This window comes from Paenibacillus fonticola DSM 21315, from assembly GCF_000381905.1.
Taxonomy (GTDB): domain Bacteria; phylum Bacillota; class Bacilli; order Paenibacillales; family Paenibacillaceae; genus Fontibacillus; species Fontibacillus fonticola.
The window spans coordinates 14,479-39,350 of sequence record NZ_KB907287.1; the positions used below are offsets into that span (position 1 = coordinate 14,479).

The window sequence follows — 24,872 nt, forward strand, 5'->3', positions numbered from 1 at the left end:
ATCATTGGATTTCCCCGCTTGAAAGCGCTATACTACAAGGTGATGATACAGCATACAAAGGAGTATTGCAATGAACAGAGGCAGAATGTTCTACAAGGTGTTTATTCCTATTCTGGTGTTAGGCGTGGGGCTGGTAGTCACTTTTATTAGTTATATTTATTTTAGCACGACAAAATCCGTAATCGAAAGATTTTCTAACAGTAAACAAAGTTATATCACACAAATCAAAAATAATCTGGAACAAAAGATACAGACCATCGAATACGCCTTTAATACTTACAGTACCACAAGTTCATTTAAAGAGGTTGTAAGCAATCCGATTACGGAAAAAGACTTTATTGCTTATCGGGATGTCAACTCTCAGCTTAATTATATCGCTTCAATGGGACTCGAGGGTGTGACCTATTCTCTAATCAGCCTGGAGCAACATTGGAAAATTTCTGACGGAACTTTGTCCAAATTGAGCGAGGAGCAGATCGAGGAATTGTACGATCAGTACATTGACAACCAGGAGAAGGGATTATTTTGGATCAAGACGGATACAGGGATCCGCTTTGTGAACACGCTGCCCGTGTTTTCCAACAAGAAGCAGGGAATCGCCTTGTCGGACATTTCGCTGCGGGCGTTGAATGATACCGTTCGTTCAGACGACAACACGGCCGTCTTTATTTTGAACAAACAAGGCGAATTGATGTATGAAACGGTGCCAATGAATGAACTGCTGTCCGACCAGCAGCTTAATGAAATATCAGAAGAGATCAGCGCCCAGCATACGACTGGTATTCTGACATTAGGAAAGACAGCCGCCCATCACTCGACGCAAGTCATTTATGTGAAATCTGCCTACAACAATTGGACTTATTTGATCGTGCTCGATCAAGGCGAAATAGCGAGTGCCCTGAAAACGACCAAATTTGGGTTGATCGCATTAGGGTTTACGCTGGCGCTGCTGATCGCGGTCGTAGCTTACGTTATTTCCATTTATTTCACGAAACCGATCCAACAAATCAAGCGGAGTTTGCCTAACGACTCAGAGTTTAACCCCAAAAATGAAATTGACTGGATTATTTATTCCATTGATACCATATTGGCCGAGAAGGAAAACCTGGAAGACTTGATGCAAGCTGAAATCCCTCAGCTGGAAACGCAGCTGATTTTGAATTTGTTCCGCAATCGGGTTTCCACAGAGGAATTATCGCGGAAAATGCCGCGTCTCGGATATAAACAGTGGGACAATAACACCTATGTTACGATGCTGGTGCAATTAGACACTCTCGGGGGAAGGGACGCCTCCGATAAGGACGTTCTGCTGCTGGCGATTAACAAAATCGTCGAAGAGATTATTCCGGAGCATCAGCGTATGCTTCCTATCATTCTAAACGATGGTACCCAAGCTACCATCTTGATGTTCAAAGGAAAAAGTGAGCAGGAAATCAAAAAGCAGGTGCTGGAAGATGCCACAAAGCTGATGAAAACCGTGCGGGAATATTTGAACCTATCGATCAGTGTAGGGATCAGTAGAACTTATAGTTCTTTGCTGCAGAGCAAGGAAGCTTCTGAAATGAGCAAGCAAGCTTTGCACCATCGTCTAAATTTAGGCAAAGAATCGATCATTTTCTATGAAGACATCTCCATGGTTGTATCGGGGCCCGTACTGCTGTACTATCCGGTGGAATTGGAATCCGAGCTGTTCGATGCGATTCGCCTAGGCGATGAGGATAAGGTCTCCAGCGCCCTGTACCCGTTATTGGCTGAAATTATGAAGAAAAATAACAACTCGATGAACTTTGAAGTAGCCTTGGTACGGTTCGTCAACAATTTGATCCAATTGGAACAATTACTAGGCATAGAAGTGCTGCTGACGCAAAACAATTATGCGTTGTATCATAAGCTGCTCGATATCCGCAATCCGGAAGAGATCGAACGCATGCTGGTGGAGCAAGTCATCCATCCGATGGTAAAATGCATGAAAGAGAAAACGAATCAACAATTCCGCTCTCTTTCCGAGAAAATAGCTGCCATTGTCCGGGCAGAATTCGATCAGGAACTGACCTTGGAAATGATCGGAGAACGGCTTCATTATAACCCTAATTATTTAAGCAGCATTTTTAAGAAGGAATTTGGCATTCCTTTTAGCGAATACTTGGTCAGTTATCGGCTGGAGACGGGAAAGAAGTGGCTGACAGAAACGGATTTAACGATTAAGGAAATCGCCGAACGGCTGCAATATCAAAACCCGCAAAACTTTATCCGTTCGTTCCGGAAGAAGGAGCATATGACACCAGGAGCTTATCGGAAGATGAAACAGAGCAATTAAAGAACTCATAGCGATTATAGTCCAAGCAATACAGACGTAAAAACAGCTATAAAAAACAACCGTAGAAGGTCAGCCGAAAATTAGGCTGGCCTTTTTCGTGGCTTACGATTAATAAATTCGTAACGACAAACGGCTGCCCCGTAATTTTGCAGGCAGCCGTTATGAAGTATAGCTTTGCTAGCTGCAATCAGCCTTTTACAGCGCCCAGCAAAGCCCCTTTAGTAAAGTGTTTTTGTACGAAAGGATAGGCGAGCAGCATCGGAACGGTCGCCACTACGATTACCGCCATCTTAATCGTCTGAGCAGGTGGAATCACATCCACAGAGGAGCTATCAGCCTGCATGCCGCTGGAGACGATAACGATTTGCCGCAGCAAAACCTGAATCGGCCACTTTGCTGAATCATTAAGATAAAGGATGGCATTCATGTACGTATTCCAATAGGCCACGCCGTAAAACAATGAGATCGTTGCAATCGAGGGCAGTGCGAGCGGAAGCATGATTTTTATGAATACGCCAAAATCGTTGCTGCCGTCAATTTTAGCCGATTCCTCCAGGCTTTCAGGCAGAGCCTGAAAGAAGTTCCGCATAATGATCAGGTTGAACGCATTAATGGCCACCGGAAGGATCAAGGACGAATACGAATCTATAATGCCTACACTTTTGACTACTAGAAATGTAGGGATCATTCCACCGCTGAACAACATCGAGAAAACGACGATAAAGTTGATGATATTTCGCTGTGGGAGATACCTTCTGGATAATCCATAAGCCATCGTAGCTGTAAATATCATGCTTATCAGCGTTCCCGCCAAGGTCACGCCAACTGAAACAGCCAGTCCCTTAAAAATCGTTGGAGTCGATAAAATATAACGATAAGCGTCTAAGGAGAAGGTTGTCGGAAACAAGACGAATTTTTTTGACATCACTTCTTGCGTAGTAGCAAAAGAGCTGGCGATGATGTTAATGAAAGGAAAGAGACAAATAATAGCAAGCAGTGCAAGCAATGAGTTATTAACGATCGTAAAGATGCGGCTGCCGATGGGCTCTTTTTTTCTTGCTTTCTGTATCATGTGTTATCCTCCTCGTAATCGGTTACATTTAAACTTTATCAAGGGTGGGGGATTACGTATATAATCCGATCATGAGTTGTTGAGGGAAGATGAAATAATGGAGTAAAACGAGCTCGAAATAGCGGGGTATCATTTTGTTGTAAAATAATCATGAGAAGTTACGAAGCACTCAGGAAGCCTGTCGCTGCGCGGTTTTAAACGGACAGGTCATATAATGATTATATACGTAATTTGGATATTTCCTTAATATGAAAGCGTAATCAGCAACGATAAAGGAGGCAAAGATGTGAAAGGTTCAACCACCATTGCACCGAACAACATGAGCATTACGAAGGTGAAGAAACGATCCTTCCTTTTTAACTTAAAAAAGTACAAGCTGCTATACTTAATGATTTTCCCTGGATTGATTTATTTTATTGTGTTCAAGTATTTCCCGATGGGCGGGCTGGTCATTGCATTTCAAGACTATCAGCCGTTTCTGGGAATTACAGGCAGCCCCTGGGTAGGATTCAAGCATTTTATCCGTTTATTCACGGAACCCACCTTTTTTATGTTATTACGCAACACATTGATTCTGTTTGCACTGAATATTGTCATATTTTTCCCAATGCCTATTATTTTGGCGTTAATGCTGAATGAGGTCAGAAACAAGTATTTTAAAAATGCCGTACAAACGATTATTTACATTCCGCACTTTATGTCTTGGGTTATTATTGTATCTATTACCTATGTGTTCTTAACTTTGGACGGCGGGATTATCAATGAATTCATCGTAAGTCTGGGCGGCAAAAAAATAAGCTTCCTTACTTCCCCGGAATGGCTGAGAACGATTTATATCGGCCAAATCATATGGAAAGAGCTAGGGTGGTCAACCATCATCTACTTGGCTGCTATTACGGTAGTCGACCCGCAGCTGTATGAAGCAGCAGAGATGGATGGAGCGGCAAGATTAAGAAAAACGTGGCATATTACACTGCCGGCGATACGTCCAGTCATTATTACATTGCTCATATTGAAAATAGGAAGCACGCTGGATCTCGGATTCGAGCATATGTATTTGCTGCTCAACTCCTTAAACCGTGAAGTCGCTGAAATATTTGATACTTATATTTACACCGCAGGTTTGAAGAATGGGCAATTAAGCTTCAGTACAACAGTAGGGCTGTTCAAAGGTGTGGTTGGTTTAGTCTTAGTCATGGCCTCGAATAAGCTGGCGAAAAAGATGGGCGAAGACGGCGTGTACTAAGTTAAACAATATATAGAACATTTAAAAAGAGGGAGCAAAAAAGATGAAAAAGAGACTAATTAGTAGTGTCGTTATCGTGGCCTTAATGAGTTCTATATTAGGTGCATGCGGGGGCAAGGAAAGCGCGAATAGCGGGAGTGCGGGCAAAGCTGGCAGCAAGAGCACCAATGCCAGCCAAGAGTACGATCCGAATTCCCATCTTGAATTTACCTGGTTGAATATTTTGCACACGCCTTCTCCTCCGACAAATACGATTAAGAGCAAGATTGAAGAATATACGAACACAAAAATTACGTTCAATTGGGTTCCTGACGCATCCAAAGAGGAGCGGATCACGACGGCGCTTGCATCGGGAGAACTGGCAGACATCGTTACACTGACGATGATGACGAACTCGACTGTGCGCAGTTCCTTGAAATCCGGCTTGTTCTGGGATGTAGGACCATACCTGGACGACTATCCTAATCTAAAAAATATTAAGCCGGAAGTCAGAGAGGCTGCTTCCATTGAGGGCGTACTTTATGGGGTGCCATTCCAGAAAAACCTGGCGCGCGGAGGTTTGATTCTGCGCAAGGATTGGCTCGACAACTTAGGGCTTGAGGTGCCGACTACTTTGGACGAGCTTTATGAAATAGCGCGCGCGTTCACCGAGGACGATCCGGATGGAAACGGCAAGCATGATACAATCGGTTTCGCGGATAGAAGCGAGTTAAGATACAGCAGCTTTAAAACGTTAAGCTCCTACTTCGGCACGCCGAATGGCTGGAAAGTAGACGAGGATGGAAAGTTTACGCCTGAATTTGATACGCCGGAATATTTGGAAACATTGAAGTACTCTAGAAAGTTATATGAAAACGGTTATTTAGCGCAAGATTTTGCGGTTACGGCTAAAAAAGACCAGCAGCAGCAAATAGCTCAAGGTAAAGCAGGAATTTATACGGGAATGGTTGATATTGGCAGTTTGAGAAACTTGGCAGAAGGATTACAGAGCGAATTAGAATTAGTTCCTGTCAATAAAATTTCCAACGGTGACGGGGTGTACCGCATCTGGTCAGAAGGAAGCGGAGTCGGCGGCCTGCTGGCGTTCCCGAAATCAGAAGTAAAAACGGAAGCCCATCTGAAAAGATTGCTGCAGTTCGTGGATAACTTAATCGATGAAGAAGTATATATGTTAATGACAGGCGGCATCGAAGGCGTTCACTATGAGTTTGATGAGAACGGAGCCTATAAAGTCATTGATTCGGAATTGTGGCAGGCTGATGCACAGCCGTTCTCCAGCAGCAGACCAAGCGAAGTGACCTATACTTTAAAAGATGCCAATCCGGAGAAACAGCTGGCCAATGAATTGATCCGGGAAAATGATCAATTTGCCGTGTTTGATCCGACCGTTCCACTGGATTCAGCAACAGCCAATGAGCAAGGTACCGAATTGGAAAAACTTATTACGGATGCCACCTTCAAGTTCATCATGGGCCAAGGCGATGAAGAAGACTTCAAAAAAGCCGTGGAAACTTGGAAAAAATCCGGCGGATCAAAAATCATCAGCGAATATGAAGAAGCTTATCAAAAAACGAAAAAATAAGGCATCTATTTTAGTTGATCCCACCTTCGGGTGGGGTCACTTTTAACTCCGAAAATGAAAATCATTTGCTTAAAGGTGAGCCTATGATAACAACTATAAGGGTAAGTCAAGACGGGCAAGGCGATTTTAATACGATCCAAGCAGCGATAAATAGCATTCCGGCACAGATGCCGCATGAAACCTGCATTACGATTCAATCCGGAGTGTACAAAGAGAAGCTTGAGATCAACAAGCCCCATCTCCATTTGCGCGGAGTGGGAGACGTAAGCATTGTTTATGACGACTTTGCGAAGAAACCCGGCGCATCCGGTCAACCGATAGGTACATTTGCATCAAGCAGTACCTATATCACGGCTGGAAACATTAAAATTGACAACATTACTTTTGAAAACCCGGCGGGCGACGGTGACGTTGTTGGTCAAGCGGTAGCATTGTATGTCGATGCGGATCAGGTTGCCTTCAGAAATTGCCGCTTTATTGCAGCCCAGGATACGCTGTATTTGGGAAGGCCGAAAGAACAATTCACGAATCAGAGCGGCCGGAACTATTTTGAAAATTGCCGGATTGTCGGTGACATTGATTTTATTTTTGGATCAGCGACCGCTTATTTTCATCAATGTGAAATCGTGAGTTTGAACCGGAACAAGGCGATAAATGGATACATTACCGCTGCGGCGACTCCAATCGATAAGGAGTACGGCTTTATTTTTAACCAGTGCAAATTGTTGAGTGATGCGGATGAGCACACGGTTTATTTGGGCAGACCCTGGCGAGATTATGCGAAAACAGTATTTATTGATTGCTGGATGGATCGGCATGTGCATCCGGAAGGCTGGCATGATTGGGAGAAAGTCTGCGTAAATACAACGGTTTATTATGGAGAGTACGGTTCGGTGGGACCAGGATCAAACGTAAGCGGGCGTGTGCCCTGGGCCAAACAGCTAGAAGAAGAGGATTTGACCAAATTCACCCTGAGCCATTGCTTTGGAGGAGATATCTCCTGGACTCGTTGGAGGGATAAATAGATGGAGGGGAAACTTGTGGACAAAGGATGGGCAATAAAAACAGCGGATTCGATCATGGCACGTACACCGAGGCTGTATGAGAATAAAGTCTATCATGGAAAATGGTCTTATGATTACGGCGTAGTGTTAAAAGGATTTCAACTGTTGTGGCAGCAAACTGGAAACCGTCAATATTTTCAATTTATTAAAGACAATATGGATTATTTTGTCCAGGAAGACGGCGGTATTCGCAACTATCATCTGGAAGAGTACAACATCGATCATATTAACAACGGCAAATTGTTATTTCTGTTATACAAGGAAACCGGGGAAGAGAAATACAAACAGGCTGCGGCCTTATTAAGGAAGCAGCTTGAAACCCACCCGCGAACGTCGGAAGGGGCATTTTGGCACAAAAAGATTTATCCTTATCAAATTTGGCTGGACGGTCTCTATATGGGGGCGCCGTTTTATTTGGAATATATGCTCACCTTTGGCGGAGAGGATCAAGATATCAGCGATGTAACGAAGCAATTTATAATCTGTGAGAAGCATACGAAGGATCCCAATACGGGGTTGTTGTTTCATGCTTGGGATGAAAAGCGCGTGCAGCCATGGTGCGATCCTGAGACCGGTTTATCCGCCAACTTCTGGGGGCGTTCCCTTGGCTGGTACCTGATGGCACTGGTCGATGTATTAGAGCTGCTGCCAGCAGAGCATCGGGATTATAAGGAATTGGTACGTATTTTGAACGATACCTTAACCGCATTGAGGAAGTATCAGGATGCAGAGACGGGAGTCTGGTATCAGGTTGTAAATTTGGCAGAGCGCAAGGGCAATTATTTAGAAGCTTCCGCTTCTAGCATGATCACTTATGCGATGGCCAAAGGGATCAGACTGGGCGTATTGGATTCCAGCTGGAGGCAGGCGCTCGATTTTGCATTCTCCGGGCTGATCGCGGAATTTGTACTTGAAACGAAAGAGGGCTGGGTCAATTTAAACAAAAATTGTCAAGTCGCCGGCCTAGGCGGAGCTGATCAGCGGGATGGAACCTATGCGTATTATATCAGCGAACCGATCATCACCAATGATCTAAAGGGAGTAGGCGCATTTTTGCAAGCTTGCAGCGAATACGAACAATTAAGCTATTAAGCGGGGGAGCATGGAAATGAATCTGTATAACATTGATGATTACGGAGCGGTTAAACATAGCGAGGATTTATCGACTGAGGCGATCGCGCGGGCTATCGATGCGGCGAGTGCAGCGGGAGGCGGAACGGTCTATGTTCCAGCGGGAACGTACCATACGGGCGCTATATTTATGAAAAGCAATATCGAGCTGCGTTTAAGCCCGGGCGCTGTCCTGTCGTTCAGCACGAACCCGGCGGATTATCCTGTGGTGGAATCGCGATGGGAGGGTGTCAAGAGGCAGGTGCATGCCTCCTGTATTTACGGAAGCGATCTGCACAACGTCTCGATTACTGGAAGCGGAACGCTGGAGGGGAACGGTCAGCCGTGGTGGGACAAGCACCGGGACCGTCCGGAGGAGCTTGAATATCCAAGACCGAAAATGATCAGCTTCGACCGCTGCGAGCGGGTGACGATAAAAGATATCACTTTAAAAAATTCGCCGAGCTGGACGATCAACCCGATCTGCTGCTACAACGTGACGATCGACAATTTATTTATTCTGAACCCGGCGGATTCGCCGAATACGGACGGCATTAACCCGGAATCGTGCACGAACGTACGGATCAGCAACTGCAACATCGATGTGGGCGATGACTGCATCGCGATCAAAGCGGGGACGGAGGATACGGCGGAACGGATTCCGTGCGAGAACATTACGATTACGAACTGCACGATGGTTCACGGCCATGGCGCTGTCGTGCTGGGCAGCGAGATGAGCGGGGACATTCGCAATGTGACGATCAGCAACTGCGTGTTTAAGCAGACGGACCGGGGCATTCGCCTGAAATCTCGCCGCGGACGGGGCGGGGTTGTGGAGGACATCCGCATCAGCAACATCGTAATGGAGGACGTCATCTGCCCGTTTATATTGAAGCTGTACTATTTCTGCGGCCCGCGCGGCAAAGACAAATATGTATGGGGCAAGCACCCTTATCCGGTCACGGAAGAGACCCCGTGCTTCCGACGCATTCATTTTGCGAATATTACCGCGCGCAGCGTCCATGCGGCAGCCGGCTTTCTGTACGGGCTGGCGGAGCAATATGTCGCAGAAATTACGTTTACGGATATCGACATATCGATGGCGGAGGAAGCGGTTCCCGGCTATCCTGCAATGATGGCAGGGATCGAGAAAATGCAGCGCCGGGGGTTTTATTTAGGCAACGTGCGGGATGTTCGTTTTAACCGGGTGACGATCGAGAACCATGAAGGCCCTGCTTTTTACATCGAAAACGGCGAAAAAACCGAGATTAAGGACTGCGAATCTAGAAACACCAAACAGTCTGAGAAGCTGGTGGAGCAAGTCACCGTCGCGCCTTCAAACGACAATATGAACGGGAAGCCGTAAAAATACCGGTGGGCCTGCTGGCAGCTGTTTTTAGCGGAGCAATTGCAACTGAATTACGATAAATAGGAGTCGCATCCTAAATAGGGGCATGTCCTCTAGGAGAAGTCTAACTAGAGCATATCCTGAATAGGGCGTGCCCTATTAGGAGCTATCCTAACTAGAGCATATTCTAAATAGGGGCACATCCTAACTAGGTAGTCTAAATATGAGCCATTTCCTGATCTTCAAGCGTGCTGGATTACAGTATGACGCTTCAAGCAGACGGGAATGGCTCTATTTTTATTTTCTGGCTTTTTCGATATTCTTTAGGCGTCGTGCCAGTCAGCGCTTTAAATGTACGATGGAAATGAGCGGTCGTGTCAAAGCCGCAGCGCTCTGCAATAACGCTGATTTTATCCTCCGATTGCAGCAGCAATTCCTTGGCCCTGATAATGCGTTTCGCATTGACATAATCCGTGACGTTCATCGCTGTCAGTTGCTTGAATACCCGGGAGAAATGCGGCGGAGAAACGTTGGCTTTGTCCGCAAGCATGGCCAGCCCGACATGACGCTCGGGATGCTCGTCTATGATACGCAGGGCTTCCCTGATCCAGTGAGGCCCGACACGGGAGTCTTCAGCTATGCTCCGCTGATCCAGCCGGGATATCCGGTTAATGTGCAGCAGCAGCTGGCAAGTAAGCAGCCGGACGGCATCGCGATAGCCTAAATGCTGCAGGGTCATTTCCTCGTTGATTTGCTTAAGGACCGTTTCCGTAATCGATCTCAACTGGCCGGGCAGCGTAAACTTGTACACCTTTCCTCTACGGGCCAGCTCATAGCATAGAAGATGAGAATAGGAATCGTCTAGCGAGCCGGTAGTCAGCAGAGCCGGTGCGAAATAAAGGGCGGTGGACATAATGGGCTCATCTCGATCCGGCAAAGCGTGATGCAGGGTATTGCCGGGGATGACGAACAGATCTCCGGGATTTTTTTCGTATAGCGTATTGTTGATAAAAAAAGTACCCTTTCCCTGGTGAATATATACGAGTTCATAGCGTTCATGCAGATGATTAGGCAGTTCGTTATACCGCTTTTTTACCGTTTTGTAGGCGATTTCAAAAGGAAACAATGGATCGCCAAAGAAAGGCTTGCGCAGGGGCTGCATAGCAAATCCCTCCATTCCGAGCTTGAACTGCTGGAATATCAAAATAAGTTATAAAAATGCACGAATTCACCGTTACGTAACCATATTTTATAGATAAAATGAAGATATGTCGAGGCTGGCTCACAATAGCAGCCTAAAAATTGATCATGGAAAAGGTGTGATGAAAGGTGCGTATTGATGCCCATCAGCATTACTGGCGGATAGACCGGGAAGATTATGGCTGGATTACGCCTGAAATTCCAGTCCTCTACCGGGATTTCCTGCCTGAGGATTTAGAGCCGGCATTGAAGGAGCATCGGATAGACGGAACGATCCTTGTGCAGGCAGCGCCGACCATTGCGGAGACAGAATATATTTTATCGCTTGCCGGGCAAACCGCATCCGTTCTCGGGGTCGTAGGCTGGCTTGATCTGTTCCAGGATGATCACCGGCAGCATTATGAACGGTTCCGCCGTCATCCGAAATTCGCCGGATTCCGGATTATGATTCAGGACATGCCGGACAGCTCTCGTATTCTTGACCGCAATTTCGTGGAAGCGCTGCGGGGTTATGCTGCGGAAGAGGTGCCGGTCGATTTGCTCGTTGTATCGGAGCAGCTAGGGCATACGCTGGAGCTCATACAACAGGTACCGGGCCTGCGGGGAGTCATCGACCATATTGCCAAGCCTCCGGTCAAGCGCGGGGAGCTTGAGCCGTGGCTTCATTATATGGAAGAAATATCACGTTTTCCGGGCATTTATTGCAAGTTGTCGGGGATGGTTACGGAAGGAGACCATGAGCAGTGGAAGCCGGAAGACTTTCAGCCGTATATTCACCATATTTTGCAGCTGTTCGGACCGGAAAGAGTGATGTTTGGAAGCGATTGGCCCGTCTGTCTGCTGGCCGCAACCTATGGCGAGATGATGGATATTTTGCTTCAAGCGCTGCCGGATGCGTGGGGCGAAGCGGAGCTTGCCCGTTTGTTTGGAGGCAATGCGAAGCATTTTTATAAACTATAAATCAGAATGAGGGAAGAGCTTGAATTTCACATGGCTGGGAAGGAGTGAGCGAGTATATGAAATACCGCAAATTGGGCAATACCGGGCTGGACGTATCGGTTCTTAGCTTTGGCGCTTCGTCGCTGGGCTCTGTGTTTCACGAAACGGATGATCAGGAAAATATTCGTACTGTTCATGCGGCTATAGATGCAGGCATTAATTATATCGACGTATCGCCGTATTATGGACAGACGAAAGCGGAAGCCGTTCTCGGCAGAGCGCTGCAGGAGGTGCCGCGTGACAAATATGTGCTGTCGACGAAAGCAGGGCGTTATGGGCCGCATACGTTTGATTTTTCCGCCAAGCGGATTTTCGCCAGTGTGGAGGAAAGTATGGAGCGGCTGCAGACGGATTATCTGGATATGCTGTTTTTGCACGATATCGAGTTTGTCCCGCCGGAAATCATTGTGGAGGAAGCGGTGCCTGCTCTGCATCAGTTAAAAGAACAAGGAACGATTCGTTTCGGGGGCATCAGCGGACTGCCGCTGCGGCTGTTTCAAAGCATTCTTCCGCAGATCGACGTCGATCTGATTTTATCCTACTGCCATTATTGCTTGAATGACACCTCGCTGCTTGAATTGCTGCCGCTTGTCGAGGCCAGAGGCATCGGTCTTGTTAACGCATCCCCGTTAGCTATGGGCTTGTTAAGCCTTCGGGGTACCCCGGAGTGGCACCCGGCTAGCAGCAGGTTGAAGACCGTCTGCAAACAGGCTGCGGAATATTGCGCCTCTCAAGGGGAAGACATTGCCAAGCTGGCTGTTCAATTCGCTGCAGGAAATGAACAAATACCTACAACCCTGGTCAGCACGGCAAATCGAGGCAACATTGTTAGCAACGCCGCCTGGACGGACGAGCCGATAGACCAGGCTTTGTTAGCAGAAGTGCTGGCTATCCTGGCCCCGGTTCATAATGAAACGTGGCCAAGCGGGCTGCCCCAATATAACGAAAGTACCGACTAAGAAGAGGTGAGGATGGCAGTGAAAGGTATTATTTGTGAGAACATCGGAACATTAACCTATCGGGAAGATTTGCCGGAGCCGGTGATGCAGGCCGGAGAAGCGATTGTACGCCTGCGCAGAATCGGCATATGCGGTACGGACTTGCACGCATATCAAGGCAACCAGCCTTATTTCACCTATCCGCGAGTACTCGGTCATGAGCTTGCAGGCACGATTGAGCAGGTGGGGGCAAATGATCAGGGGCTGAGTATCGGCGACCAGGTCAGCATCATCCCCTATTTGCACTGCGGCCATTGCATTGCATGCCGCGAAGGAAAAACAAATTGCTGCGTTTCGATGCGAGTTATCGGCGTTCATACGGACGGCGGGATGGTCGAGCGGCTGGCCGTACCGGCCAGCCATCTAATCCATACCGAAGGATTGTCGCTGGACGATTCTGCACTGTTGGAGCCTTTGGCCATCGGTGCGCATGCAATTCGCCGCTCCGGGCTAAAGGCCGGGGAGACGGCGCTTGTGATCGGGGCGGGGCCGATCGGACTTGGCATTATGGCGCTGGCCAAAGGGCTGGGTGCCAAGGTCATTGCCATGGATGTTCATGAAGGGCGCCTGCAATTTTGCCGCACCTGGGCAAAGGCGGACGAAACTGTGTCAGCCCTAGAACAACCGAGAGAGCAGTTGTCCTTGCTGACTAAGGGGGAGTTTCCCACGGTCGTTTTTGACGCAACGGGCAATGCGGCATCGATGACCAGTTCGTTCCAATTGGCTGCGCATGGCGGAACGCTTGTGTTCGTCGGATTGGTGAAGGATGAGATCACCTTTGACGACCCGGAATTTCATAAAAGGGAGTTAACTTTAATGGGCAGCCGCAATGCGACAAAGGAAGATTTTGATGATGTACTGCATGCGATTAAAAAGGGAGATGTCGATCTAACCCGCTACGTCACACACCATTGCACCTTCGAAGAGATGATTGGCGAATTTGACAAATGGCTTAAACCGGAATCTAATGTAATTAAGGCATTAGTCAGGTTGGAGGACTAATGTTCACAAGGAGCATTCCGTTCTACGCCTTGCCCTGCCTGTCATGCAGTACCATGCTATACCACGGCGGCGGCATACATAATTTTGCCTGGTGGATTGCTCCGTTTACTTAATCTGGGAGGTTTGTGACATGTTCTTGAAAGAAGATGACGTTATTTTATTTCAGGGGGACAGCATTACGGATGCCGGCCGCAATTACAGTGATCCGGCTTCGCTCGGTACCGGTTATCCGCTGCTGATCGCGGGGCGGCTGGGCCATCGTTATCCGGGGAAAAATATAATCGTGCTGAACCGGGGAATTAGCGGAAATCGGGCAGCCGACTTGCAGGAGCGCTGGAACGAAGATTGTCTTGCGCTGAACCCTACGGTCGTTTCGATTTATATCGGGATCAACGATACCTGGCGCCGATATGACAGCGGCTCGGCTACAACGGCCCGGCAATTCGAGTCCTCCTACCGTGATCTGCTTGAACGGACCCGGCAATCTCTCGATGCCAGGTTAGTGCTTGTCGAGCCCTTTGTGCTGCCATATCCGGAAGACCGGAAGAGCTGGAGGGAAGATTTGGACCCGAAAATCCAGGTTATACGTCAATTGGCCTACGAATACGAGGCGCTGCTTGTCCCGCTGGACGGTCTTTTTGCCGCCGCCTGCAGCAAGGCGGAGCCGTCCTTCTGGGCCGGTGACGGCGTTCATCCATCGCCAGCAGGTCATGAACTTATAGCCGAAGCCTGGCTGCGGACCTGCGGTCTATAATCTGTCTGACGGGATATAATAATTGATTCTGATTTGAAAAAAAGCGCGGACCCTGAACATCGTCCGCGCTTTTATATATTATTTTATAGGCTGCACCGTGAATTGGAAGCTATAAGTCCGGTTCGCCGGAAGAGTGAATTTCTCGTGCGTAGGGGCTCCCCAGCTGTCGTCGCCGCCTACACCCATTTGCTTGTAGTTGACCCGCAAGACGGTTTTGCCGCTAGGGGGCAGCTTATAAGGATGATCGTGGGCTTCAAGCTCCTGCGGCGTCCAAGGCAAAGCGCAGACTTCCATAAGGGAGGAAGCTTCTAGGCGCAGTCCCGGACCATCTGCTCCTTGTGTCAGGCAAGCAAAGCGGACATCTGTCTTGTTGCCGCATTCCTGCGGCCGGAGATACGGCACAAACTGCTCGTGCACGGTTCCCGTGAAGAGGCCTACCCGCGCTCCTGTTTTGCGATCCCAGTAGTTGTCATGAGGGCCGCGGCCGTACCAGGTGATCGTATCCAAGCTGCTGCTCAGCATAAACATCATGCCGACCTCGGGAAGTTCCGGCAAACCGCTGCCCGGCACCAGTTCTTCGCGAACGTCCATCGTGCCGTCCGGCAGGAGGCGATATTCCACGGATACCGTGGACAACGGAGTTGTCGCAAGAACATAACGGGTCGTTATAACGCAAGCCGGGCCTTCCTGCTTCCAGGAAAATTCGTTCAACTGCTTGTTCTCGGGCGCGCTCCTCCAAACTTGGCTTCGTTCGTGCAGTTTGGTGCCCAAATCATTATCCGTTACCGCCCGCCAGAAGTTCGGCTTGACTGGCTCGGCTAACAGCTCGGTGCAGGACGAGACATAGGAGACAAGATCTCCGGTAACTCGGCTAAACCGTACGACGACGTCCTTCCCGGAGACGATCAGTTCCTCGTCCTGCTCGTCAACGGCTAATGCTGCGGCGCTGTCCAGGCTGAGGGATTCCCTTCTAAAATAAGGGGTGAGCATAAATTGCTCCCATGCTGTCTCGTGACCCGCTTCGGCCCATTTCTCCGCTCGGCGCGTCACAAGAGAGAGCGTCAGAATCGCTTCTTGCTTATGCTCGCTGACAGGAAGATAAGGAATGACGACCTCTGCGCTTTCTCCCGGCGGCAAGTTCAACTCGACAACCCCGCTTTGATTCGCTTCGCCATTTAAATGAATTTCCCATTTCAGCACATAGTCGCGCAGATCTGTGAACAAATATTGATTCAGGATCCGAATGCGGCCTTCGGACAAATTTACACCTTCGAACTTGACGTTCTGGTAGCATCTCTTCACTTCATCCAGCTTCGGCGTTACGGTACGGTCGGCAAATATTAAACCATTGCCGCAAAAGTTCCCGTCATGCGGTGATTCGCCAAAGTCTCCGCCATAAGCCAAATATTCGGTGCCGTCGGCGGTTTGCGTACGGATTGCCTGATCGACCCAATCCCAAATGAATGCGCCCTGCAATATTTCATAGCGGTCAAATAGCTCAGTATACAGATGAAGGCCACCGCACGAATTTCCCATTGCGTGACTGTACTCGCAGAGAATATACGGCTTCTGCGGCTTGTTCCTGGCGTATTCCTCCACATGCTGGGGCTTAATGTACATCGTAGATTCCATATCGGATGCCACGTCGGAAGGCCGGTGATGGAAAGCTCCTTCATAATGAACGAGCCTTGTCGGATCGGTTTGCTTCAGGAAGTCATACATGGCGATAAAATTGTCTCCCCCGAAAGATTCGTTGCCAAGCGACCAGATCACGACCGAAGGATGGTTCTTGTCCCGCTGGAACATAGAGTTGCAGCGATCCAGCACGTTAGCGCGCCATTCCGGCCTGCTGCCTGGCAGATTGCGGTCATTGATTTCGATCTGGCCGTACTCCCACAATCCATGCGTCTCCAGATTGGTTTCATCAATGACGTACAATCCATATTCGTCGCAAAGCTCGTACCATGCCGACTGGTTCGGATAGTGGGACGTTCTGACCGCGTTGATGTTGTAGGACTTCATCAGCTCGATATCCCGGATCATTTCAGCTTTCGTGATAGCTCTGCCTTTGTCACAGCAAAATTCGTGCCGGTTAACGCCTTTAAATACGATCCGTTTTCCATTAATTTTCATTAAGCCGTCCTTCAGCTCAAATGTACGAAATCCGATTTTGCAGCTGACCGTTTCCAGCAGCCGGCCGGCGTCGTCTTTCAAGGAAAGAACGAGCGTGTAAAGATGCGGTGTTTCGGCACTCCATTTTAACGGATGCTCTACAGGAGCTGACAGCTGCAAACCTTGCTCATGCCCCTCTTGAAAAGAGACGAGTGCAGTATAAGGAGTATTCCACACGATCCGCTGGTCTGCGTCGTAAAGCTGCATTTCGAGTTTACAACTGCTTTTGGATAGAAAATAGTCTTCTAGCCGCACATCTACCTTCAGTTGAGCGTGCACATATTGCTCATCCAGCTCGGTTTGCGTGAAAAAGTCGGCAATGTGAACCGGCGGGGCCGAGTATAAATACACATCGCGGAAAATGCCGCTTAGCCGCCAAAAGTCCTGATCCTCCAGCCAGCTGGCATCGCACCATCGATACACCTCTACAGCCAGCTTGTTCTCTCCTGCAGTTAAGTAGGCGGTAATATCAAACTCGGCGGGTGTAAATGTGTCCTCGCTGTAGCCGACGAGCTCCCCGTTTACCCATACATAGAAAGCGGATTCAACCCCTTGGAAGCTAAGGTATACAGGTTGATCCTTCCACGCTTCAGGTACCGTGAATGTCCGGATATAAGAGCCTACCGGGTTGTATCGTGTTGGTGCAAAGGGCGCCTTCAGCTCGGGTTCGGATTCCGACCACGGGTAACGAATATTCGTATACTGCGGATAATCATAGCCGTGAAACTGCCAGTGGGAGGGAACAGGCATCTCCGCCCAGCTGCTGTAATCATAGTCCAACTCATAAAAGTCTTTGCAACGCTCGTCCGGCGTTTCCGCAAAGGCGAACCTCCAGGTTCCGTTCAGCGATTGATAGTAGGAAGAGGCTGTCTTATCTCCGATTAGAGCTTCTTCCACTGTATGGAAAGGCATCATGGAAGCATGCGCATCGAGACGATTGATTTGGAAAATCTCCGGGTTGTTGTTCCATTCAGGATATCCGTTGGCAGGCGGTTGATATACGAGTTTTTGACGCATGATAACAACTCCCTTATTGATATAATGTTGATATATTCATATTATAGATTCAATCCATAAGGAATAATATACAAGGATTTTCTTCGTTTATATCAAAATATGAAACGGAGCGGGTGTCATGGAAAGTAAGATGATTTTCTGTAATTTAAATGAAACGATGTCATTGCCTCTGTACCCAACAACGATTGGCTATTGGGAGCATCAACTGGAGACCATTAGGCCTGACGGCTTCCCGGATTACCAGCTTCATCAGGTGATCGACGGCAAAGGCGAGCTCATCATTAAAGGGCAGAGCTATATCGTTGGACCTGGAGATATATTCTTGTTGTTCCCCGGCGTTGAGCATCGTTACGCGCCGATCAGCCAGCAGTGGCAGGTGGCGTGGGTTTCCTTCAATGGAAGAGAGGCGGGGAACATGCTGCTGTATGCAGGCATCAGCGAATCCGGGCCAAGAAAATTGAAGGAGGACCAGTGGCTGCACGTTTTGAAAGAGCTGCTGCTGCTGGATGAATATGAGACATACACCAATCTCGAGCACTCCAAGCTGCTCTACGCTCTGCTCCTGGATCTAAAGCGGGTGCTGCAGCTGCCGATAAGCCAGGATCAGGACATGGAGCGGATCAAGCCCGTGCTCCAGTATGTGGAAGGCAATCTTCACCGGCCGCTGCAGCTCAAAGATTTGGCCGAGGTGATCCCCGTATCCCCGCAGTATCTTTGCCGCCTGTTTCAGAACACGCTGCATCTCCGGCCTATGGTCTATGTGAATCAGCAGCGCATCAACCGCAGCAAGCAGCTCATGTTTAACGAACGAGACAAGAAGGTATATGAAATTGCCCAAATGGTCGGTTTTGAGAATACTAGTTATTTCTGCTCCGTCTTTCGGCAAGTTTCAGGAATGAGCCCTAAAGAGTTTATGAAATTACATGGGTTATGAAATTTTCAAACGAATGACATTCCATGATGCCTTGGCTAGCAGAGCCCGGATCTGTCCGTTGTCCTGGATCGCGTTGCCGCGGCTGTGAGGACGGACGTTGTGCGGATTGTCCTTCGTATTGGCAGCCTTCAAATCTTCGTTCTCCAGTACAAGATGTTCCAGGACAGATATTTTGCCAAAGCTGCGCAAGTCGACCGTCAGGTCCAGCCCTTCGGTTAAATGACGATTCACGGCAAACACGGTGACTTCTTGCAATTCCTCATTATAGACACTCACCGCTTCGAGATAAGGGACGTCCGTGAAATCTTTAGCATCATATTTCGGAGAAGAAATCATCGGGTGGAGAACAGTTCCTCTTCCGTATAGTGATGCGTGGAGATACGGGAAATAGGTTGTCTGCAGCCAAAGCGGACCGCCATTTTCTGTAGAGATCGGGGCGATGACATTGACCAGTTGGGCTAGGCAGGCCATTTTAACCCTGTCCGCATGCTTAAGCAATGAAATCAGGCAGCAGCCCACGACGAGCGCATCTTCTAGATTGTAGACATCCTCGAATTCCGGAGGTCCGACTTGCCAGCGTTGTTCGGCCCTGCTGCTTCCTTGTGTTTTCCATACATTCCATTCATCCATGGAAAGGTATATTTTCTTTTTGCTTTTTTTCTTCGCCTGGATATAGTCGCAAATGGCTGCAACGCTATCGATAAAATGGTCCATATCAAGCGAGCTGGCCAGGAAGTTTGGGGTATCTCCTTTATTGTTATTGTAATATGTGTGCAGGGAAAGAAAATCTACATTATCGTAGCAAAGGTCGAGTACGGTAGCTTCCCATTCGGCGAACGTATTCATCGAGCTGCCGGAGCTGCCGCAAGCGACCAGCTCAAGGCCGGGATCGACCCAGCGCATAGCTTTGGCTGTTTCATTGGCCAATCGTCCGTATTCTACCGCAGTCTTGGCCCCGATCTGCCAAGGGCCATCCATCTCATTGCCAAGGCACCAAGTTTTAAAGGCATGGGGCTCTTTATATCCATGGGACACTCTCAAGTCGCTCCAGTAAGACCCGGAGGGATGGTTGCAATATTCTACTAGATTTCTTGCGGCATCCACGCCGCGTGTACCAAGATTGACTGCCATCATGACTTCGGAGCCGGCCAGCTTGGCCCAATCGGCAAATTCATTAGTTCCTATCGCATTGGTTTCCGTTGTCCACCACGCTAATTCCAGCTTGCGCTTTCTTTCTTCGCGCGGGCCTACACCATCTTCCCAATTATAGCCCGATACGAAATTGCCTCCAGGGTAGCGGATAATGGGCACGTTTAACTGCCGTACAGCTTCCAGCACATCAAGCCGAAAGCCGTTTCCGTCAGCGGTTGGATGGCCAGGCTCATAAATGCCTCCATAAACTGCTCTTCCCAAATGCTCAATAAATGAACCGTAAATCCGATCATCTACCTGCCCTATTGTAAAATCCTTATCAACAATCATCGATGCCCGATTTGACATGACTAGTTCCTCCTTCTTTGATTTAATATAAATGTTAATCCTAATTATAGGCTTCTTTACAATAATCATAGATTACTCACAGCTATATGGACAATGAATAGTTATAGGATTAATATAAATAGTAATCCTAAGGAAGAGATTGAAAGGCGGTGCATGTGGATGTATCTTACAACCGATGCCAATTCGCTGCTCGTTTATGAAGCTCTGGCCAGCGAGGTACGATTAAAAATAATTGATTTGTTGGACAAACGGGAAATGCATATTAAAGAGCTGGCTGCCGAGTTATATCTCAGCAGCGCGATTGTTAGCTCGCACGTTTCTAAGCTGCAGAAAGCGGGGCTCGTTAGCAGCCGTATGAAAAGGATAGATGGGGCAACTTACAAGTACTGTTCACTGTCTGCCAACTATTTGCAAATCAAGCTCTCCAACTCCCGGGACATCGCCCGCAAAGTCATGGAGCTTTCGATTCCAATCGGCCATTATACGGATTTTGAGGCAGCGCCTACATGTGGAATTGCTACAAGGGAAAAGATAATCGGGTATTATGATGATCCGCGGTATTTCCTTGACCCGGAACGTATTCATGCCGGAATTTTATGGTTTTCCAAAGGGTATGTAGAATATAAAATACCGAATTATCTGGCCCAGGATCAGGTGGTTAAAGAAATTGAAATATCTATGGAGATCAGTTCTGAGGCCCCGCACATTAATGAGAAATGGCCTTCTGACATTACGTTCACCCTAAATGGCATAGCTTTGGGGGTATGGACTAGTCCTGGCGATTTCGGCAAAACGAAAGGCCGTTTTACCCCAGCCTGGTGGCATTCCGATGTTAACCAATATGGGATGATGAAGGTGCTGCGGATTCATTCCGGCGGGACGTACATCGATGGGCAGCAAATTTCAGACATTACATTGGAAGATGTCATGTGGAATACAGACCAGTGGAGTTTCCGCATTACAGCAGAGACAGCGGGGCGCAGGAGGGGGGGGCTGACGGTATTTGGGCGAGGGTTCGGAAACTATGACCAGGATATTTTTATAAGGGTGTACTATGAATAATGTAAACATCGGATGAGACGGCTTGAAAGCAGGGCCGCACACAAGCTACATTAAAAGAAAGACCGTTTGAAGGCAGTAAGCGTCGGGAGGCGAGTGTATGGAGCGGGGCAGCTTGTTTCGAACCGGACTGTTGGATGGAGATTACCAGCCGGATATTACCGCGTATTATTTTAAGCAATGGAACGAAATGTATATGAATTTTCATCGCCACGATTCTACTGAGATTATGTATATTATTTCCGGTGTTTGCCGGGTTGAAGTTCTCGCCGGAAATACGAAGCGGGGCAGCTCTAGCGCTGATGGGGTCAGCCTCAAGAAAGGCGAGTTTATTCTCATTGATGCGAACGTGCCGCATAGGCTGATTGTGGAGAAGGGAAGCCCCTGCAGGATGCTGAACATCGAATTTCGTTTCTCCGCCTATAAGGGCAGTTATCCATCGCTGCGGCAATACCTCGAAGATGGCGGGGAGGATGTTGCCGTGATGACATCCACCCCGTTTGACTATATTGTCATGCGGGATCCCGAGGATATTTACTATACGTTGAAAAGCTTAGTGCTGGAGCTCGACCGTACCGGCCACGAAATACCTGCTGCCAAGGTCGGGCCAGGAGAGACTGCTGATAGTCATGCTCTGCAAAGCACAGAGCGACGGAAAGGATCCCGGCAGGAACAAGGGCAGGCCATGGCCCGCCTGTTGTTCGCCCAGCTTCTGATTTCACTGGGCCGTCTTCGTCTGGAGCACAGCAGCAGCGGACAGCAGGACTATGATTTTTATGTAAAGCAGTGTATCGGATACCTTCATGAAAATTATGACCAAGATATCCGGGTACAAGATGTAGCGGGAATCGTCAATTTGCATCCTGGCTATTTGCAGCGCATTTTCAAAAATCATACGGGCGAGACGCTAATGCAATATTTGACTCGGCTGCGGATGGACAAGGCAGCGATGCTGCTGCTGCATACCGACATTCCGGTCGCGGATATCGCTGATTACGTAGGGGTGGGGAGCCGGCAGTATTTTCATGCATTATTTAAAAAGCACACGGGGCATACGCCAGTCCAATACCGAAATTCTCTGGATGCGCAAAAGAGAAATGATGAAGGAACAAGTGAGGATTTTTGACAAAATTTCCGTAAGGAAGTCAGAAAATTGATAACGCTTGCTTTCGCACTCCTGCTAGAATGAGGCATAAGGTTATCACTCGGAAGATTCCTATGAAACCTTCCTATTCCAACACTTAGGGGGATGAAGCGTAATGTCATTCAAAGTTGCATTTATCGGGGCGGGCAGTATCGGATTTACTCGGGGGTTGCTTCGCGATCTTTTGTCCGTCAAAGAGTTTAGTGAGATTGAGGTTGCTTTTACAGACATTAATGAAGACAACCTGGAGATGGTTACGAAGCTGTGCCAGCGTGATATAGAGGAGAACGGACTGGCGATCCGCATTCAAGCCACAACGGACCGCCGTGAGGCGCTCAAAGATGCGAAATATGTCATCTGTACGATCCGGGTCGGCGGACTAGAGGCATTTGCAACGGATGTAGATATTCCGCTGCAATACGGCGTGGATCAATGTGTCGGTGATACGCTCTGTGCGGGGGGGATCATGTATGGTCAGCGCGGGATCGCTGAGATGCTAAATATTTGTAAGGACATCCGTGAGGTGGCAGCGGAGGATGTACTGCTGCTGAACTATGCGAACCCGATGGCGATGCTGACCTGGGCTTGCAACAAATACGGCGGTGTGCGCACGATTGGACTATGCCATGGCGTTCAGCATGGACACTCGCAAATCGCAGAAGTGTTCGGGCTGCCGAAAGAGGAAGTCGATATCATCTGTGCAGGGATAAACCATCAGACATGGTATATCAGCATCCGTCACAATGGGGAGGATCTGACCGGCAAGCTGTTGGAGGCGTTCGAGCAGCATGCTGATTTCTCCCGGACGGAGAAGGTTCGGATTGATATGCTTCGCCGCTTCGGTTATTACAGCACGGAATCGAATGGACATTTAAGCGAATATGTTCCTTGGTACCGGAAGCGTCCGGAAGAGATTAACGATTGGATTGATCTCGGAAGCTGGATCAACGGAGAGACAGGCGGATACTTGCGCGTATGTACAGAGGGGCGCAATTGGTTTGAAACCGATTTTCCGAACTGGATGAAGGAGCCGGCGCTGGTATACAATCCGGAAGACCGCAGCGAGGAACACGGTTCTTATATTATTGAAGGGCTGGAGACGGGGCGGGTATACCGCGGACACTTTAATGTGCTGAACCGGGGAATCATTTCCAACCTGCCGGATGATGCCATCATTGAAGCGCCTGGATATGTTGACGGCAATGGCATATCCATGCCGCACGTCGGTGATCTGCCGCTCGGACCAGCAGCGGTGTGCAGCGTAAGTATCTCTGTTCAGCGGCTGGCTGTTGAGGCAGCGGTGCATGGCGATGACAAGCTCCTTCGTCAGGCCTTCATGATGGACCCGCTGGTCGGAGCGGTTTGCAGTCCGCCGGAAATCTGGCAGATGGTGGACGATATGCTTATCGCCCAGGAGGCGTGGCTGCCGCAGTATCAGGAGGCGATCGTTGAAGCGAAGGAGCGCCAGGCTTCTGCGAAGCGAATTCCGACGCGCGAAGGCTATGCCGGGGCAGCACGCTTGCACGTCAAGACGGTGGATGAGATGAAGGAGGATCGCGACGCGGCGAACAAGAACGCCCGCGAGGCGGATAAGGGCAAGGATCGCGCATCCGGCAACAACTAGCTTGCCGCTAACAAGCTTACTTGGCAGTAAGCAGTCTGCCGGCAACAAGCAGCTAATCGCCAATAAGTAGCTTGTCGTTGTCGTTAGCAAGCAAGTACTTTATCGCTAACAAGTAACTTGTCGTTAGCAAGTAACTTGCCGCTAACAAGCAGTACATCCGGGCAATAGGCAGTTTGTCCGAGATGAGCAACTTATGCTTTAAATTGATTGTACAGAGAGTCAGGGCTGGCTAGCATGCTAACCCTGGCTTTTTTTTGCGATATTATTAATTCAACTTTCGGTATGACCAAGCCTAGGTTGTGAAGTTTAGCAAGTGGAAAACCTGCTCGGAAAGGCTAAAGCCAAGCCACCAATAGCGTGTCTTGGATGACTTGAAGTAAGTTCGGACGTTAATCGTAGACAGCCAGATAGTGGGCCTGTAAGCGGCCTGATAGTACGCAAGATAGCACGAAAGATAGTACGCAAGACAGTACGAAAGATAGTACGCAAGACAGTACGAAAGATAGTACGCAAGATGGCACGCCAGAAAGTGACTAAGCCTCGAAAAGAATAAACCGGAGAGGTCGACGTTTCGAAGTTGCTACTAAGCAACTGCCTAGTCCGGCGTAGGGGGGGATGAAATATAAAAAGTCACAAAAACCACTCGTGTAGCAGTATGATGCTAGGATATATGAAAAATCATATAAAACCACTCGTGTAGCAGTATGATGCTAGGATTGTATATGAAAAA

Annotated in this window: 18 protein-coding genes; 14 read left to right on the plus strand and 4 right to left on the minus strand. The window is 48.5% G+C overall.

Going from position 1 to position 24,872, the window contains the following annotated elements:
• Window positions 1–70 precede the first annotated feature (70 nt).
• Window positions 71–2,317 carry an AraC family transcriptional regulator gene (locus G358_RS0127605; RefSeq protein ID WP_019640506.1) on the plus strand — a complete coding sequence of 749 codons (2,247 nt, stop codon included), beginning with the start codon at window positions 71–73 and terminating at the stop codon, window positions 2,315–2,317.
• A 187-nt stretch (window positions 2,318–2,504) separates the two neighbouring features.
• Here G358_RS0127605 and G358_RS0127610 read toward each other — a convergent pair whose 3' ends face one another.
• A complete protein-coding gene (locus G358_RS0127610) occupies window positions 2,505–3,389 on the minus strand; it encodes a carbohydrate ABC transporter permease (RefSeq protein ID WP_019640507.1) in 885 nt (294 codons plus the stop codon).
• 319 nt (window positions 3,390–3,708) lie between these two features.
• Between G358_RS0127610 and G358_RS0127615 the strand changes: the two genes are divergently transcribed.
• The 5 genes from G358_RS0127615 (at window position 3,709) to G358_RS0127635 (ending at window position 9,757) form a co-directional block, all read left to right on the plus strand.
• Window positions 3,709–4,635, plus strand: a complete 927-nt coding sequence (locus G358_RS0127615; RefSeq protein ID WP_033404670.1) for an ABC transporter permease — start codon at window positions 3,709–3,711, stop codon at window positions 4,633–4,635.
• A gap of 43 nt (window positions 4,636–4,678) precedes the next feature.
• Entirely contained in the window at window positions 4,679–6,217 is a 1,539-nt protein-coding gene (locus G358_RS0127620; protein WP_019640509.1) for an extracellular solute-binding protein, read from the plus strand.
• An 83-nt stretch (window positions 6,218–6,300) separates the two neighbouring features.
• Window positions 6,301–7,242: a pectinesterase family protein gene (locus tag G358_RS0127625; protein ID WP_019640510.1), complete on the plus strand. Its 942-nt coding sequence runs from the start codon at window positions 6,301–6,303 to the stop codon at window positions 7,240–7,242.
• On the plus strand, window positions 7,243–8,373 hold the full coding sequence (locus tag G358_RS0127630) for a glycoside hydrolase family 88/105 protein (protein ID WP_019640511.1): 1,131 nt from the start codon (window positions 7,243–7,245) through the stop codon (window positions 8,371–8,373).
• Between the two features lie 16 nt (window positions 8,374–8,389).
• Complete coding sequence (locus G358_RS0127635) at window positions 8,390–9,757, plus strand: glycoside hydrolase family 28 protein (RefSeq protein WP_019640512.1); 1,368 nt, start codon at window positions 8,390–8,392, stop codon at window positions 9,755–9,757.
• Between the two features lie 253 nt (window positions 9,758–10,010).
• Here G358_RS0127635 and G358_RS0127640 read toward each other — a convergent pair whose 3' ends face one another.
• Window positions 10,011–10,901 carry a helix-turn-helix domain-containing protein gene (locus tag G358_RS0127640; RefSeq protein ID WP_019640513.1) on the minus strand — a complete coding sequence of 297 codons (891 nt, stop codon included), beginning with the start codon at window positions 10,899–10,901 and terminating at the stop codon, window positions 10,011–10,013.
• Between the two features lie 167 nt (window positions 10,902–11,068).
• Here G358_RS0127640 and G358_RS0127645 point away from each other — a divergent pair, with 167 nt between their 5' ends.
• The 4 genes from G358_RS0127645 (at window position 11,069) to G358_RS0127660 (ending at window position 14,692) form a co-directional block, all read left to right on the plus strand.
• Window positions 11,069–11,899, plus strand: a complete 831-nt coding sequence (locus tag G358_RS0127645) for an amidohydrolase family protein (protein WP_019640514.1) — start codon at window positions 11,069–11,071, stop codon at window positions 11,897–11,899.
• Window positions 11,900–11,955: 56 nt separating this feature from the next.
• Window positions 11,956–12,897 (plus strand): aldo/keto reductase, encoded by a 942-nt coding sequence (locus G358_RS0127650; RefSeq protein WP_019640515.1) that lies wholly within the window; start codon window positions 11,956–11,958, stop codon window positions 12,895–12,897.
• A 12-nt stretch (window positions 12,898–12,909) separates the two neighbouring features.
• A complete protein-coding gene (locus G358_RS0127655; RefSeq protein ID WP_019640516.1) occupies window positions 12,910–13,938 on the plus strand; it encodes a zinc-binding alcohol dehydrogenase family protein in 1,029 nt (342 codons plus the stop codon).
• 130 nt (window positions 13,939–14,068) lie between these two features.
• A complete protein-coding gene (locus G358_RS0127660; RefSeq protein ID WP_019640517.1) occupies window positions 14,069–14,692 on the plus strand; it encodes an SGNH/GDSL hydrolase family protein in 624 nt (207 codons plus the stop codon).
• A 78-nt stretch (window positions 14,693–14,770) separates the two neighbouring features.
• Here G358_RS0127660 and lacZ read toward each other — a convergent pair whose 3' ends face one another.
• Window positions 14,771–17,881: a beta-galactosidase, LacZ type gene (gene lacZ, locus G358_RS0127665; protein WP_019640518.1), complete on the minus strand. Its 3,111-nt coding sequence runs from the start codon at window positions 17,879–17,881 to the stop codon at window positions 14,771–14,773.
• A gap of 118 nt (window positions 17,882–17,999) precedes the next feature.
• Between lacZ and G358_RS0127670 the strand changes: the two genes are divergently transcribed.
• Entirely contained in the window at window positions 18,000–18,815 is an 816-nt protein-coding gene (locus tag G358_RS0127670) for an AraC family transcriptional regulator (protein WP_019640519.1), read from the plus strand.
• Here G358_RS0127670 and arfA read toward each other — a convergent pair.
• Window positions 18,810–20,315: an arabinosylfuranosidase ArfA gene (arfA, locus tag G358_RS0127675; RefSeq protein ID WP_019640520.1), complete on the minus strand. Its 1,506-nt coding sequence runs from the start codon at window positions 20,313–20,315 to the stop codon at window positions 18,810–18,812. The two genes, G358_RS0127670 and arfA, sit on opposite strands and share 6 nt — an antisense overlap.
• Window positions 20,316–20,474: 159 nt before the next feature.
• On the opposite strand from arfA, the gene G358_RS0127680 reads away from it, so the two are divergent.
• The 3 genes from G358_RS0127680 to melA all read left to right on the plus strand — a co-directional run bounded on the left by G358_RS0127680 (window position 20,475) and on the right by melA (window position 24,142).
• A complete protein-coding gene (locus G358_RS0127680; protein WP_019640521.1) occupies window positions 20,475–21,377 on the plus strand; it encodes an ArsR/SmtB family transcription factor in 903 nt (300 codons plus the stop codon).
• Between the two features lie 97 nt (window positions 21,378–21,474).
• Entirely contained in the window at window positions 21,475–22,500 is a 1,026-nt protein-coding gene (locus G358_RS0127685) for an AraC family transcriptional regulator (RefSeq protein ID WP_019640522.1), read from the plus strand.
• A gap of 133 nt (window positions 22,501–22,633) precedes the next feature.
• A complete protein-coding gene (gene melA / locus G358_RS0127690; protein ID WP_019640523.1) occupies window positions 22,634–24,142 on the plus strand; it encodes an alpha-glucosidase/alpha-galactosidase in 1,509 nt (502 codons plus the stop codon).
• The last annotated feature ends 730 nt before the right edge of the window (window positions 24,143–24,872 follow it).

Coding starts and splice junctions, on each gene's coding strand:
- G358_RS0127605 (WP_019640506.1), top strand. CDS start 71: ATGAACAGAGGCAGAATGTTCTACAAGGTGTTTATTCCTATTCTGGTG.
- G358_RS0127610 (WP_019640507.1), bottom strand. CDS start 3,389: ATGATACAGAAAGCAAGAAAAAAAGAGCCCATCGGCAGCCGCATCTTT.
- G358_RS0127615 (WP_033404670.1), top strand. CDS start 3,709: ATGAGCATTACGAAGGTGAAGAAACGATCCTTCCTTTTTAACTTAAAA.
- G358_RS0127620 (WP_019640509.1), top strand. CDS start 4,679: ATGAAAAAGAGACTAATTAGTAGTGTCGTTATCGTGGCCTTAATGAGT.
- G358_RS0127625 (WP_019640510.1), top strand. CDS start 6,301: ATGATAACAACTATAAGGGTAAGTCAAGACGGGCAAGGCGATTTTAAT.
- G358_RS0127630 (WP_019640511.1), top strand. CDS start 7,243: ATGGAGGGGAAACTTGTGGACAAAGGATGGGCAATAAAAACAGCGGAT.
- G358_RS0127635 (WP_019640512.1), top strand. CDS start 8,390: ATGAATCTGTATAACATTGATGATTACGGAGCGGTTAAACATAGCGAG.
- G358_RS0127640 (WP_019640513.1), bottom strand. CDS start 10,901: ATGCAGCCCCTGCGCAAGCCTTTCTTTGGCGATCCATTGTTTCCTTTT.
- G358_RS0127650 (WP_019640515.1), top strand. CDS start 11,956: ATGAAATACCGCAAATTGGGCAATACCGGGCTGGACGTATCGGTTCTT.
- G358_RS0127655 (WP_019640516.1), top strand. CDS start 12,910: ATGGCAGTGAAAGGTATTATTTGTGAGAACATCGGAACATTAACCTAT.
- G358_RS0127660 (WP_019640517.1), top strand. CDS start 14,069: ATGTTCTTGAAAGAAGATGACGTTATTTTATTTCAGGGGGACAGCATT.
- lacZ (WP_019640518.1), bottom strand. CDS start 17,881: ATGCGTCAAAAACTCGTATATCAACCGCCTGCCAACGGATATCCTGAA.
- G358_RS0127670 (WP_019640519.1), top strand. CDS start 18,000: ATGGAAAGTAAGATGATTTTCTGTAATTTAAATGAAACGATGTCATTG.
- arfA (WP_019640520.1), bottom strand. CDS start 20,315: ATGTCAAATCGGGCATCGATGATTGTTGATAAGGATTTTACAATAGGG.
- G358_RS0127680 (WP_019640521.1), top strand. CDS start 20,475: ATGTATCTTACAACCGATGCCAATTCGCTGCTCGTTTATGAAGCTCTG.
- G358_RS0127685 (WP_019640522.1), top strand. CDS start 21,475: ATGGAGCGGGGCAGCTTGTTTCGAACCGGACTGTTGGATGGAGATTAC.
- melA (WP_019640523.1), top strand. CDS start 22,634: ATGTCATTCAAAGTTGCATTTATCGGGGCGGGCAGTATCGGATTTACT.